Here is a 14,986-nt window from a genome sequence, read left to right as displayed (position 1 = left end):
TTTGTTTATTCTTACCACGCCAAACACCTTGTATACCTAGCTTTTGCATCAATCGAGCAACTGTACAACGTGCAATAACATAACCCTCACGTTTTAATTTTTGCCAGACTTTACGTACACCATATCGACCTGAACTTTCCTTCCAAATTCGTTTAATTTGTTCAGCATGATGCTCATCATGTAGATCTCGTTTCGCTCGATGTTCTGGATTGTCAGCGAGATCTAAAGTTCGGTAATAGGTTGAAGCTGCGATCGGTAAAATCCTACAAATCGCATCAACACCATATCGATCTTTATTGTTATGGATAAAATCCACCATTATTTGTATGGGCGGTCGAGCTCCGCCTGGGCGAAAAAAGCCGCTGCTTTACGTAGAATTTCATTGGCACGCTTTAATTCTTTAATTTCACGTTCCATTTGCTTCATTTTTTCTTGATCAGATATCTGTTGTACTTTAATAGGATTTTGCTGATCTAAATGCTTTTGATGCCAGGCACGAAGTGTTTCAGGAGTACAACCGATCTTAGGCGCAATTGCTGTGATTGCAGCCCAAGTAGAAGGATAATCTTTTTCAGATTCAATCAATAATTGAACCGCTCTTTCTCTGATTTCAGGGGTATATTTTAATTTTGTCATCGGGATAGTCTCTCAGAATATTGACTCTCCGACAAACCCGGTACGGTTCAGAGGCTTATGCAATTCATCAGCATGTAAATGCCTTGGGTCTGGATTCTGAATATCCAACATTTGAATACAGAAGTATGTGCTTTAACTTTCAATATTTACTGAATGTACTATTCGATCACTTGCATCCGATGGGAGGGAGCCAAATTGGTAGTCCGCAGGAGTGGTGGATTTTATTTGAGGATGCTAGTAAATACTTTGCCTACTGTAAACGTAAAAAATTAACACCTTGCTCAAAACACTTTTTTCAATTATGTAATTCGACTGATCGTGATTTTTTCGACAGTTCATTTCAAACATCAGAAGATCAAGATATTTTAATGGGGATCTACAATAATTTTCTTCGTCATCATTTTGCGAAGGATATCGTATGATTTTGAAAGAGGATTTAGTGATTGATGGATTACATTACATACTCAAATTTGACCATTACAGTTTTTCATTCTCTTTAAATAGACCACCACGTGCTCGAGTCCAGATCAATTATCGTAAGCATCCAGAGTTAGCCTTATTTAGAGATGATCCTATATATGAAGATCTCAACCTAAAGTTACCCGCATTAAAAGTATTTACTGCGATTAGTCAGAGAGTTGAAGAACTGATTTATAAGCACGGTATTCGTTATTGGAGCTTTAGTGCGACTTCCGTTAAAAAAGCAAATGTCTACGAAAAACTTTTAAAGCGATGGATGAGTCGCAACACGATCGCCTTTAAATACGAGCGTGTAGGAAATGATTTTTATGTGTATGTAGAGAACAATTTTAATGATTAACATCGCTAAAATATCTGAGAATCTAAAGCGGCTGATGATTAAAAAGTTATTGAAGATACAAAAGATTTAAAACTTAAATGTGTTAAATATGCCAGATGCATTTTTGTCGTATATACGAAATAAATTGAGGGGAATTTTGTGTTAAACGTCGTACAAAACAATAGATTTTTTAATGATTATTTATACAGCTTACAGATTGATTTTTATGACATTGAAGGACTCCCACCATCATTTCACAATACTGTAAAAGCCAATATCACTTTTACTAAAAAACTAAATGACTTTAAACAGCTTATTGATTGTTTAAGTGGAGATCTCTGTTTCAAATTGTGGGTAAGGGAGACGGAAGAAGCTTTAGAACATTCTGATTGTTACCTGCGCGAATTTGCGCAGCAATACATAACGGAACAGCGATTTATAGATGAACATCGTGTACTTGCAGAAAGAATTCTGGAATTGGCAGGTCGTATATACGAAGGGCATTGGGCTCATGGTGTCTCAAAAGAAACTGACCAGCAATTTTATGATCTGACAGAGTTTTGTAGACGTATCTGGTTAAAAGAAAGTAAAGCTTGGGTGGCATTGGCTAAGGCTTGGAAAAAATTTTAAAAGAAAAATTAATTGAATTGGTTGAAAGAGTTACAGTGAGGAATATTAATGAAAGGTTAATATTCTCATTGATGTGAAAGTGATTTAGTAAATTAAGTTTTTATGAAATAAAATAGGTAATTAATAGTGGATTTGCAAGAACTGAAGGTTAAATTTGAAGTCGATCGTATTCAACTTTTTTTAGAAAAATTAGAAGATGCTGAAATAGAATGGTTTTGGCAAGCACTCAACGATATACGGACTGTATTTCCTAATATAGACATCTATCATGCAGGAAGTGGTAAATATGGCTATCTTGGATTTGGTATTAAGCCTATTTTAACAGGTAGGGTAAAAGACTTTCTATTAGTGAGCCATTTAGGAAATAATGAGAATGGTGAATTCTTTTTCAAATTGGTAGTCATTCAAGCTCTAGCAGATTTTATTTATGACAATGATCCAAATTTCTGTTTTGAATTTTCTTCTAAGAATTCTGCTGATTATAAATTCACGGATTGGTTATGTGAGTTGCAGAAATACGCATTTGAATTTGGCATGAGTTTGAATGGACAAGGCTTGTTGCCTGTCGATTATAAAAATCAGAGTTTGACTGCAGCCCAAGCTGTAGAGTATCTAAAAGATAGGTATCCTAATACCTATTCAGGAACAGTTCATATAGCGGCATTTAAAACACCTCTAGGAAGAGAATTAGCTTTAGATCCAGAATCTAAAACTCCAGTAATAATTTGTGATGCTCAGCCTCCAGAAGAAATAAAATTAACAATTAAGAAGGAATATTTAGAAACTGATACACGACACCATCATCTCTCCACACATGCAAAAACATTACAGGTTGGAAATAAAGCATTCTCAGTGATTATCAGTAATTTAAATGAATTAGAAAATTTTTGTGATTGGTATGAGGAAAGTAGTGATCAGACTACGGTGCTTGATCGTAAAGTTAAAGAGTTTTTAAAGGGTTGGCCAATTGATCGTCTCAAGAACATGTCCATTGAAGACTATCATCAGGCTAAAAATATAGAATGTTTTATTACGCAAATTGATAGTTTTGATCCAACCCAAGGCGATCCAACCTTTGCTTGTTATTTTGATATTTGGGAACCTATAGGCCTAGGGGATAATGATAAATATCATAACCAAAAACCTTATTCTTGGAATAAAAGACTCGGGGATGATTTAGAGCAGGCCTTCCTAAAACTTAAAAAAGAAATACTCGATATAGTAGATGCCTCTCAGCGCCGTGATTTAAAGGCAATTGACAAAATTCAGTTTACTAAAGGACTGAAGTGGATGATTGCATTTTTATATCAGGATTTTAACGATCCTTTCATCATTCCAATTGTGAGTAAGGTGAATACAAAACGTATTGGCTATGATCATCTATACCCTAAATTACCACTTCCAGAGTTTTTACCTCTTTTATTGGCTGATAAGGGCGAACAGGAATTTTTCCCTTATGTAGAAAAGCTTTTTGCAATGGTAAAAAAAGGTTATCTGGATAACAAACAAAAGAAACAGCAAACTGAAGAATTAGTGGATGAAGTCATGACTCAACAACCTTTAAACCGTATCTTATTTGGCGCTGCAGGTACAGGTAAGACATTCCATACAATTAACCATGCACTATCCATTATTGAAAATAAAACTCTTGAAATATTAGAGGATGAAGATCGCACGGCGCTCAAAAAACGGTTTGATGAATATAAAGCTCAAGGTCAAATCAAATTTGTGACTTTTCATCAAAGCTTTAGCTATGAGGATTTTGTAGAAGGGATTCGTGCTGAGAGTCTAGAAGACAGTGAAGGAGCTAAGCATATTGAATATCCTATAATTGCAGGTGTATTTAAGTCTTTATGCGATGCAGCTATGACAAAATCAATCATTGAAAATCATGATTCACAATTTGATGAGAAAAAGAATCAAGTTTGGAAAATGTCATTAGGGCGTGCAGGAGCAGATGAGGAAATTTACCAATACTGTTTGCAAAATGATTGTGTCTTATTGGGTTGGGGAGATGATTTAGATTTCAGTATAGCCCACAATAAAAAGCAGATTGAAAAACTTATGGATGATAGCGGTTATAGTGAGTACAGGAAAAAGTATCCATCGGCATCTAGATTCGTAAATGACTTTAAAAATAAAATGCAAAAAGGAGATTTAGTTATTGTCTCAGAAGGTAATCATAAATTTCGTGCTATTGCTGAAATCGTAGGAGATTATTCACTTTTGTCAGATAGAGAGAATACTCCTGATTATGTGCAGAAAAGAGAAATAAAATGGTTAAAAACATTCCAACCTAGCCTAGCTGTTGAGCAGTTATTCGATAAAGTACTTTCACAGCAAACGATATATAACTTAGCTAATGCTATTAATATTCAAAAATTAAAGAATATTTTGAATACTACTTATGAAGTTACTGCTGAGCATAAAAAATATGTCTTGGTGATTGATGAAATCAACCGAGGTAATATTTCCCGTATCTTTGGTGAGCTAATTACTTTAATTGAAGACTCAAAACGCCAAGGTGCAGAAGAAGAACTCTCGTTGACTTTACCATATTCCAAAGAAGAATTTTCAGTACCTGACAATGTTTATCTCGTTGGCACAATGAACTCATCTGACCGTTCGCTGACAGGTTTGGATATTGCATTGCGCCGTCGATTTACCTTTATTGAAATGCCACCAAAGCCAGAATTACTAAATGATGTGAATGTCGAAGACGTAGATATTCAACAGTTACTGACGGTCATTAATCAACGTATTGAAGTCCTGCTGGATCGTGATCATTGCATTGGTCATGCTAATTTTATGTCATTGAAAGATCAGCCAACCTTGAAAAATCTCGCAGATATTTTTAAGCAAAAAATTATTCCACAACTTCAAGAATACTTCTTTGATGATTGGTCTAAGATCAATATGATCTTGAATGCCAACGGTATGTTGAAAGCAAAATCGGTAGAACGAATGACTCTATTCCCAAATGTGGATACGGAAACAGATGGTTTCTATGAAGATCAAAAGACCTGGGAATTAGTTGATTCTACATTTGATTCAATTGAAAGTTTCGCCAAGATCATTAAGCACTAATCGGGGATATCTATGCCTGATTTTACAGTTCGAGAATATGCCTTCATCAGTGTTGCTTATAAAGGCTGCCCTTCGTCTAGCCTAGACCATGTTTATATTCCTGAAAAAGCATTTGAGCATCTATGTGAGCTCTCAGCATCTTTCTCTAAACACGGCGCAAAAGTATTTGAGCTGGCAGGACGTAGAAAGCTAAAGCTAGACCAATATGTAGGCGTAATTGAAACGCCGTGTGGCACACGTATAGAAATCCTACCAAAGCATGTGGAGCTGAGTGGTACAAATGATCAAGGGATTATTTTAGAAGAGCGTAAACTCTTGCAAAAAATGCTGAGTGTATCTTTGCACTTACCTTATAGAGAAGCAGGAAGTGCCAATTTAAATCGCTTTAAACAGCCTTTGCATGAATGGATCATGACGCAGTTTCTCGCTTCATTTGAGCGTTTAGTACAACGTGGTCTGCGTTTTGACTATAATCGTGTGCAAGAGGACCAAAAGTTTTTACGTGGGCAATTACAGCATGTGAAATACATGCGTCAGCCACCTGCAAAGAAACATATATTTCCGATTGAGCATGATGTCTATGAAGTGAATCGTCCTGAGAATCGGTTGATTCGCACAGCATTGGAACTAGTCTGTAAAAAGACCAAGGATGCGAACAATTGGAAGTTGGCACAAGAACTACGCTTGATGACCAGTGAAATCCCACGAAGTCAAAAGATTCAGCAGGATTTTAGACAATGGCAATCAGGGCGGTTACTTGCCCTGTATGATGAAATCAAGCCATGGACAGAGCTGATCTTAGGTGAATATATGCCTGTATCTACACAAGGTGAATGGCGTGGTATGAGTTTGTTATTTCCTATGGAAAAGCTGTTTGAGCATTTTGTGGCTTATCATTTGCGCCGTGGATTGCCTGAACATCAGGTCAAAACACAGCATGCGACTGAGCATATTTGTGAGCATCAAAAGAGTAAGATATTTAAGTTAAAGCCCGATATTTTTATTGATCGTTCTCAAGCTAATGCGAAAAATATTGTTATGGACACCAAGTGGAAGCTGATAGATCAGAATGATCGTGGTGGACGGTATGGTTTAAAAGATAGTGATATTCAGCAGATGTTTGCGTATAGCCACTATTATCTGAAACATGAAAGTGAAGTGATTTTGGTGTATCCGTATCGAGCAGGAAAGTTTGATCAGCCATTAGATGATTTTGGTTTTAGGGAAACGCAAGGAGCAAGGCTGAAAGTTGTGCCTTTTAATCTAGACGAGCCAGAAAGTTTTAAAATTTTGTAGCTACTTTGCCTGGGGTTAGATGTAATGTTTTGTGCCAAACTCAACATAGATACCCATTAAGTAAGATTTTGATTACTTAATGGGTAATGATTGAAAATTTATTTTAAAGTGTGACGTGAATAGCCGATAATTTTCTAGGAAAATTTTAACTACTTTTTTTAAGAATTTGAAAAACAAGGCATTTGTTGGTTGATTTTAGATAGATTTATAATTTGTGATATATTGCACATAATTATTTAATAAAAATCAACTTTAGAATAGTTGAAGGGGTGTAGTTGTGAGTTTTTTAGCTATTGCAGCATTTTTACAAAGTTATTTTATTATCCCAGTACTTATGGGAATATTTGTTGCTGTGATTAGCTATAGATTTTACATAAAATATATTAAGCCAGCAAAACAGCTTGATACTCAATTGTCTGATGCGATTAAAGCTTTAAAACAAGTTAAACAAGAATCAAATGTGAGTAAAAATGTTTTAGATCATGTCTTTGATAACAGTATTCCATTAAAACATGCTTGGTTGAATTATAAACATTCTTTTCATGATCACTATGAAGTCATTGATGGTACAGATATCTTGAGTTCATCTCGTGCCACTGTATCTAGCGATGTTTTTTTCTCGCAATCAGTTATTGTCGATACTCCCTTAAGAGTTGAATTTTATAAGCATCTACCTGGTATTATTACTGGTGTTGGTATTATTGCTACATTTGCAGGTTTACTATTCGGATTATTAGCTTTTGATCCGGCTGGAGATCCTGAAAAAGTTCAAGATAGTCTTGGATTACTGTTAGGCGGTGTGAGTGAAGCCTTTATGGCGTCTGCATTGGCTATTGCTACAGCAATGTTAATTACATGGCGTGAGAAGTCATGGTTAAGACAGTGTTATGCACAATTAGAAATGTTAACAACAGAGATTGATGACTTCTTTGAACCTGATGATACAGGTGAGGAATACTTAGCTAGATTACTAAAATCATCACAGGCAAATGAAACAAACGCAAGACAATTAAAAGATAGTTTAGTCAATGATCTAAAGACAATGATGACTAACTTAGTTGATGAAAATAAAAAGAATCAAATTGCTTTTGCATCACAGCTTACCGATAGCTATGCCAAGACAAGCAAGGATATGGCTGATCAAATAGGCCAGTCTATTTCTGATAATTTACAAGCACCACTAGAGAAAATTGCGTCAAGTGTACAGCAGGTCAGTGGTGATCAAAGTTCTGCTGTCCAAGAGTTAATGACAGATGTACTCACTGCATTTATGACCAAATTAGAATCAACGTTTGGTACTCAAATGAATGGTATGAGTGAGATGATGACTCAATCAGTATCTGCAATGAGAGAGATGCAATTAGGATTCACTCAATTAATTACTGATATGAAAGTGAATAGTGAAAGTTCGACAAAAAGCTTAGAAAACCAAATGTCTAAAATGATTGAGGATATTCAGCAAAAGCAAAATGCGATGTCCGATCAAATGAATTCAATGGTCGAGCACTTATCTAAAGGGGCAGAAAAAATTGGAGAGCAGGGACAATATGCGATTGAACAATTAAATGGGAAAGTTTCTGAGCTGATTGGACATATGGGCGGAACTATGTCGGGTGTGATGGCGGATATTGCTAAACAGCGTATAGAGCAAGATCGTACAATTGCGGATAATCAGCATAAGTTACATGAACAATCTTCAATCCTAATTGATAGTCTTGGGGTAGAGATCAAAGAATTAATTGTGCATAGTCAAAATGCAGTTGAATCTTATAAAAACAATATTCAAAAGCTCACTCAGGTGACGACTGATAGTATTACAGGAATGAACAACGGCGCAGAAAAAATGCGTCTAGCTTCGGAACAATTTAATATAGCTGGTACTTCACTTATTAGTGTCACAGATAAAACATCACAATTGATCTCAGAAGTAACTACTACATCTACTCATCTGACTAGTGCAAGCAGTAATCTTATTTCGTTATTGAGTGATTATAAAAATTCTCAGGATAGCGTTAATAAGGCGATCAGTACGCTTGAGGGGTTGATTAACCAAGCGCAATCTGAAGCTGGCATGAGTACTAAAATGCTTGATGATATGAGTCAAATGACAACAGCATTGAACCAAGTGAAAAAAGAAATGCAAGACTATCTTGAACAAGTCAGTGATGTTTTGGAGAAGAGTTTTGTTAGTTTTGGTGAGTCGGTTGAAACTAGTCTAAACCATTCTTTAGGTATTTATGATAATACTCTAGCTCAAGCCGTTACTCGTCTCTCGAGTGGTGTCGAGGGCTTAGGTAGCTTTGTTGAGGATCTTGAAGATATCATTAGACAGAAGAAAAACTAAGTCTGGAGTACATGAATAGTGTTAGGTAATCGGTACTCTAAAAAGTCACGTCCTAAAGATGAAGGTGAGAAGCCTTTTTGGATTTCTTTTGCTGACTTAATGACAGCATTAATGACTTTATTTCTCGTTGTTATGGCTGTATCACTCATGATCGTAACTAAAAAGATTAATGAGGCTACTCAGGCTGAAGATCAAAGAAGTGCAGAAATTTTAAATATTTGTCAGAGTATCAAGCAAAGTGTCGAATTGAAAGATGCAGGTATTGAAGTTGATTGTAAAAATAATCGAATTAATTTTGGTGAAGCGGGGCGTTTCGCCCATAACGATTATCGTCTGAATGAGATAGGTCGGAGTCGATTAAATACTATTGTCCCGATTATTCTTGAAGAGGCAAATAACCCACAAGGTGAAAAATGGTTTAAGCAAATAGTCATTGAAGGCTTTACAGATACAGATGGCTCATATTTGTATAATTTAAATTTAAGTTTGCGTCGTTCAGAATGGGTGATGTGTAGTTTACTTGATCCTAAATTTAGTCAGGGTCTAACTTTAACTGAACAGCAAAAAAACCAGGTTAAACAATTATTCTTGGCTGGTGGAGTGTCTTTTAACTCGGCTAAAGATAGTAAGGAAGCATCTCGCCGTGTTGAATTGAGAATGCAATTTTATGGCTTAAAAGAAAAAGAAAGTGCAGAGCCTCAACCTCATTTTGTTTCAGCGCCGATTGAAACATGCCAATTGACGCGGTGATATCTATGAGTATAGCGAATTTGAGACGCCGTTTGGAGGAAAAAGTAAGCGGTTATTCAGTTGGAGATGTTACTAATACGAAATTTGTAAAGCCTCAACGACTACTCAAAACACTTTCTGTGCTTGAACAGAAGTTTGATGATTTAGAAAATAGTATTCCCTTAGATGAAAAAATTTTTAGGTCCATTAGTAAATTAGAAAGTTCTGGTTTTGAGCACCTTACACGAAGAGATTGGAAAAATTTAGCTTGGGCATTGAGCAAAATATTACCAGGCACGCAAGAAAAGCTTCTCTTTAGTGATATTGGTAAAAGGATTATCAGAAACTTCCAACAATCAGAGATCGATCTTATTGGACTTGTCTATTTTCCATTGCTGTATAGCTATTTTGCTTTAGAAAATGAAGATGTAAAAAACAAGCCAGCAATTTGGCTTCAATTAAGGGATGTATTAAATACAAATAGATCTGGTGTTTATAGAAACTCAAAGCAGCCTAAAAAATGGATGAGTACTCTTGTAGACTACTCTGAGATTTTATCTAATTCACCAACAAAATCATTTGTTAAAAGATTTTTACAAGACCAAGATTCAAGTAGCCTTTCAAGAGAATTAGAAAGCTTACAAATGGCGCCTAATAGCTGGTTTTGGGATGATTTAATTAAGTCTTCTATTAAATCGATTAAAGATATGAATGAGCAGGATTATTTGAAAGTTATTCCCCGATTTATAGGCTTAGCTGAACAAAAAGCCTTATATGCGGCAGATATTCTTGTTGCTTTGTTGGAAAGATATGCTAAAACTTCTGAGCGAGAAAAAGTTCATGAGGTCCTCAAATGTTTAGCCTTAAATCAGTGGGGAAATCCACAATATGATTCTTCTGCGGGATGGAATAATGTCAATCCTGATACAAAAAGAATGGTCATTCAATGGTTCGTAAGAGCTGATCTAGAAGCATTCTTTAAGTTGTTCAGTGCATCTGCAGATGTAAATCGTTTCAATTATTGGATTAAATTTATCGATAAAATTTCTTTTTCTCAAATTTTTCTTGGTCCCTCTGCGTTGCAATCTCAGCAAACACAACATAAAAAATTTCGTGAATTAAATAGGGGACGTTTAAAAGAATTAATGGGATCTACATCATCAAATAACGCATTTTTATTAAAAATTGAAAATGTGTACATAGTAGATTTTTCTGATACAGGGAATGCATGTTATGCCTATAATTACTTACCTTATAAAGATAAAAATAGGCGTATTTTAATTGGTGAATTAAAGAATAAAAATACGGTTTTATTTGTTAAAGATGGGAAGAAAATTGCTCTGAGCCATAGTGGAGATTGGGAAGCTAGATTTGATAAACACCTTGAAAATATCGGTATATCTTCGAATCAACATCGAGCAGGTAATCGTAATTCAGGATATGGGCGAAAGTAGTAGAGGATAATAATGAAATTAGCATTTTGGAAAAAAAAGAAAGCTACTGAATCTGTGCAGGATGAATCGCTTAAATTGGATTTAAAGCCATTTACTTATGATGAAGTAGGTATAATTTATTCAGATACACCAAATGCTAAGACAGATGCCGATTTCTATTGGGAAAGCTTGGAAGAGGAAGAGCTTGCATACCTTATAGATAACCACTTTGTGTTGCCTTGGGAAGATCTTTTTCAAATTCAGCAAGACTTAGAACATAGTAATGTGATTCACTTGCTAAACCTACCGACACAAACTTCTTTTCGGCCAATAATTAGAAGTGAAGGAGGGTTGAGTGACCCAGATTTCAAAATCATTTTAGATGGTTGGTTGAACGAAAATAATATTAAGGTTAAAAGTTCTATTCAGCGAGTTGGAGCTATTTTAACGATTGATGGCACAGAACATTTATTGAGTGAATCAAGTTTTCAACTTGCCGAAAAATTAAAAGAGTTTTCACGTATAGAGAATAAAGATACGAAACAGAACCAGAAATATTGGGCGAATATCAGAAAATTGGCCAATAAGTCTAATGCAAATTTAGATGATTTTTTACGAAAGACAGTAGTTTTAGCACCTGAGAAACTACAGTTAAATCTTCGAAAAAATTTGATTAGTCAGGAATCTGTTGTAGAGATTCAGCCTGAATTTGATGAAGTTCCATCAAATTGGCTGAAGACGTTTGATCAATATAATAATGTTCAAGATCAGTACAGTATTAGCTTAGCTGATGGTGGAATTGCACATGTAGTGATTGAACCTCAAGTGAAGCAAGTTCTGAATGAAATTAAAAAAATGCCGAACAGACGTATTTCTGGTGAGCGCGCGCAAGCATTTTTACACAATCCATTTGCTCAACTAGGTGATGATGCAATTGAAGTTATTTCACCTGAGAGTTTTGAGGAGTCCAAGAAGCAAGCAGAAATTTATACTTATACTTTACAAATAGAAAAAAATTATGATGAGTTAAATCATTATGTTTCTGCGAAATTAGAGCTACAAGAGAATTCTGAAAGAGAAGAAAATCCTATTATATTAGAGCTATATAATGTAGATCAGACTTATCATTTTATTCAAGCGTATGAGAAAACATCCCCTGTTTTTGTATGGGCAGGATATGAAATTGACCGAAGCAGCTACTTAGATAATAAAATTGAAGAATTAAAAAATGATCTAAACGAAATTCAAAAATATCAAGATGAATTACAGGCTCAAAAAGTATTGAATTTATCGAATTATAGCGGTCGTGTTATTGGTATTGGTGAAGCAGAAAAGCTGAACTCTGAATTTATTAAAAGAGATAGTGGTGAATCCGAATGGTTGCCACAACATTTAATGGACTTAGAGCAGCATCTACAAGATGAAAATCTTGATGAAACCATCGAATTGCTTGAGCAGCGGATTAAGCAGGCAGAGCAAAACAGTCAAGAAGAAGTTGAAATTCCATATACAGATAGAGAAGTGTCATTAGATGATGCCAAAAATTTACTAGACCATTTATATTCTTCCAAGAAAGAAGAGCCAAAAGAGATATTAGAAGAATCTAACGCTAATTCACAGAAAAAGAAAAAAGATACATTATTAATTGCGAATAATATTGATGAAGCAGAATTTACAAAACAGCGAGTAAATCACTTACTTTTTGATGAGAAGAATCCTCCATCAGCTAGATTGCCTGCTAGTTTTAGAAACCAAGAATTTACTTTAAAGCAGCATCAAGAATATGGAATTGCGTGGTTGCAGAATTTACATCAATATGCGCCTGAGCAGGTTAGTGGTTGTCTTTTAGCTGATGATATGGGCTTAGGTAAAACACTTCAGCTTTTATGTTTTATTGGTGAGTATCTTGAAAATGCTAAAAATAAGAAACCAGTGCTAATTGTGGCTCCAGTTTCACTGCTAGAGAATTGGGAAGCCGAAGCAAATCGATTTTTTAGTGGTAAATTTGCCAAAATATTAAGTTTATACGGTGATAACTTAAAAGACAGGAAAATTCCCAAACATTTCATCTCGGCACAGTTAAGAGAAAATCATGGTATTACACATCTTTTAGAGGATGATTGGCGTGGTGATGCTAATATTATTTTAACAACCTACGAGACAATGCGTGATCTTGAATTTTCTCTAGCTAGAGAAGACTGGAGCATAATGATTTGCGATGAAGCGCAAAAGATTAAAGTTCCTACGGCAATGGTAACAAAGGCTGCCAAAGCTCAAAAAGCAGATTTTAAAATTGCATGTACAGGTACTCCAGTTGAGAACTCTTTAACCGATCTTTGGTGCTTATTTGATTTTATTCAAGAAAACTTATTAGGTCCTTTAAATGAGTTTGGTAAAAACTATCGCAAACCTATAGAAAATACTGAAAATAATGATGAAGTAGCACTATTAAAGCTTCGTGAGTTAATAGCCCCTCAAGTCTTACGAAGAATGAAAAATGATGTCGCAGATTTACCCGCTAAAATTGAGGTAGATCACTGTAAAAATATTGAAATTTCATTATTGCAAAGACAATTATATATTGATGTGGTTAACCGCTTTAAAAAATTGTCCGCAGAAGGTAATCAGGGAGCGATGTTAACTTCTTTACATAGTATGAGAATGATCTGTGCTCATCCATTACAATTTCAGCCAAGTGCTACTTTAAATGATTCTCCAAAAGTAAGTTGGTTAATCAAAACTTTAGAATCTATCAAGCAAAATAATGAAAAAGTCATTATTTTTACTGAATTTAGAGACATTCAAGTATTTCTTAAGGGAATTCTTCTGGAGAGATTTGGCTTAAACGTTACAACAGTCAATGGTGATTCAAATACGAGCAGTAAAAAAGGCTTAACACGGCAAAACTTGATTGATAAATTTCAAGAAAAATCAGGGTTTAATATCATTATCTTATCCACTACTGCGGTAGGATTTGGTGTTAACATTCAACGTGCTAATCATGTCATTCATTATACACGTAGTTGGAATCCAGCTAAGGAAGATCAAGCGACTGACCGTGCGTATCGTATTGGGCAAGATAAAGAAGTTTTTGTTTACTATCCAACAGTTGTAACAGATGAATTCAAGACTTTCGAAGTAAAGTTGGATCGACTTTTATCAAGTAAAAGAGAGTTAGCTGATGATATGTTAAAACCAAATACTGATCTTAAAAATGAGTTATTTGATTTATTAAATGAATAAATTCAGTTAGTAAGCTAAGGTGGTTATTTCTTGTGCGGATTTAAAAATACATGAATTGTATCTGCCTACACCAACTGCTAGTAGGGCATGGGAAGAATCCATAACCATTCAGACTAATATGACGTTGTCACAAATATTGATGAAATTTATTTAGGTCATACAATTGTAAAAGAGCAGACACAAATCGACAATTGTCACTACATTGATGTGGGCTCATCCTTTACAAAAAAAACTATGTATCATTAAAGTTCAGTGAGAGGAGTGGGAGAGTTTAGTAAAGGAAAATGATTTAACTGATCAAAAAAACAACACTTAAACTTTGTATCCTGATTTGTATCCTTAATTTTCTGATGAAAAATTAATTCAGTAAAAACAATATTGTATGCAATTATTTGTGTCTGTCTGGGCCCACCAGTTTCGAAACCCCGTAACTCTTTGAGTTATGGGGTTTTTTACGTCTATATGGCTGAAAAAAGATACAACTATTTCGGACCGTAATGTGGTCCATCTTCCAGAAAGTCCGATGGGGAGCTGTCAGGATTCCACAAAATATCACTCAGACCATTTCTTCATGCTCATTTGCGATGCGGTCAGAATCGTGGATGATTCATCTGATGTCAGTACATCGCGCGAGCTGAGCGCAGAGAAAATGGTAAATGAAGTGGGGAATGTTTGAGGTTTTGCTGTTTACCTGTTTCCCCCTAGTGGATTAGGGGGATTTCGGTTTTATCTTGGGGGAATCTACTGATATTTGTTTGAATCTTACAGGCCCTTGTAGAACTTATCGAT

General features: G+C 35.2%; 8 protein-coding genes, 2 pseudogenes and 1 other annotated feature. Of the genes and pseudogenes, 9 read left to right on the top strand and 1 reads right to left on the bottom strand.

The genetic code is table 11. The annotated features are described in order from the left end of the window. Nucleotides 1–636, bottom strand: a pseudogene (locus HLH16_RS07435) (IS3 family transposase); the annotation flags it as partial. Beyond that, nucleotides 245–361: a sequence feature (AL1L pseudoknot), on the bottom strand. Its footprint overlaps the pseudogene before it by 117 nt. Nucleotides 637–1,054: 418 nt before the next feature. Here HLH16_RS07435 and HLH16_RS07430 point away from each other — a divergent pair. The 9 genes and pseudogenes from HLH16_RS07430 to HLH16_RS15745 form a co-directional block, all read left to right on the top strand. After that, nucleotides 1,055–1,456: a hypothetical protein gene (locus HLH16_RS07430; RefSeq protein WP_171528860.1), complete on the top strand. Its 402-nt coding sequence runs from the start codon at nt 1,055–1,057 to the stop codon at nt 1,454–1,456. Nucleotides 1,457–1,594: 138 nt separating this feature from the next. Next, a complete protein-coding gene (locus HLH16_RS07425) occupies nt 1,595–2,065 on the top strand; it encodes a hypothetical protein (protein WP_171528859.1) in 471 nt (156 codons plus the stop codon). A 534-nt stretch (nt 2,066–2,599) separates the two neighbouring features. Continuing rightward, a complete protein-coding gene (locus tag HLH16_RS07415) occupies nt 2,600–5,152 on the top strand; it encodes a DUF8426 domain-containing protein (protein WP_250850249.1) in 2,553 nt (850 codons plus the stop codon). Between the two features lie 12 nt (nt 5,153–5,164). Beyond that, the gene (locus tag HLH16_RS07410) at nt 5,165–6,448 is read left to right on the top strand and encodes an McrC family protein (protein WP_171528858.1); all 1,284 of its coding nucleotides are present in this window, start codon (nt 5,165–5,167) and stop codon (nt 6,446–6,448) included. A gap of 277 nt (nt 6,449–6,725) precedes the next feature. Continuing rightward, nucleotides 6,726–8,792, top strand: a complete 2,067-nt coding sequence (gene zorA, locus HLH16_RS07405) for an anti-phage ZorAB system protein ZorA (protein WP_350643837.1) — start codon at nt 6,726–6,728, stop codon at nt 8,790–8,792. 18 nt (nt 8,793–8,810) lie between these two features. Beyond that, nucleotides 8,811–9,542 carry a type I Zorya anti-phage system protein ZorB1 gene (gene zorB1, locus HLH16_RS07400; protein WP_159153504.1) on the top strand — a complete coding sequence of 244 codons (732 nt, stop codon included), beginning with the start codon at nt 8,811–8,813 and terminating at the stop codon, nt 9,540–9,542. 5 nt (nt 9,543–9,547) lie between these two features. Continuing rightward, nucleotides 9,548–10,975 (top strand): EH signature domain-containing protein, encoded by a 1,428-nt coding sequence (locus HLH16_RS07395; RefSeq protein ID WP_171528857.1) that lies wholly within the window; start codon nt 9,548–9,550, stop codon nt 10,973–10,975. 12 nt (nt 10,976–10,987) lie between these two features. Next, entirely contained in the window at nt 10,988–14,197 is a 3,210-nt protein-coding gene (locus tag HLH16_RS07390; RefSeq protein WP_171528856.1) for a DEAD/DEAH box helicase, read from the top strand. Nucleotides 14,198–14,281: 84 nt separating this feature from the next. Next, a pseudogene (locus HLH16_RS15745) lies at nt 14,282–14,453 on the top strand (metallophosphoesterase); the annotation flags it as partial. Nucleotides 14,454–14,986: the final 533 nt, after the last annotated feature.

Origin of the sequence: Acinetobacter sp. ANC 5378 (assembly GCF_013004315.1) — a bacterium.
In the GTDB taxonomy this organism is placed as follows: Bacteria; Pseudomonadota; Gammaproteobacteria; order Pseudomonadales; family Moraxellaceae; genus Acinetobacter.
Note: the sequence above shows the minus strand (reverse complement) of the source record. Positions and strands in the feature narration are given on the sequence as shown.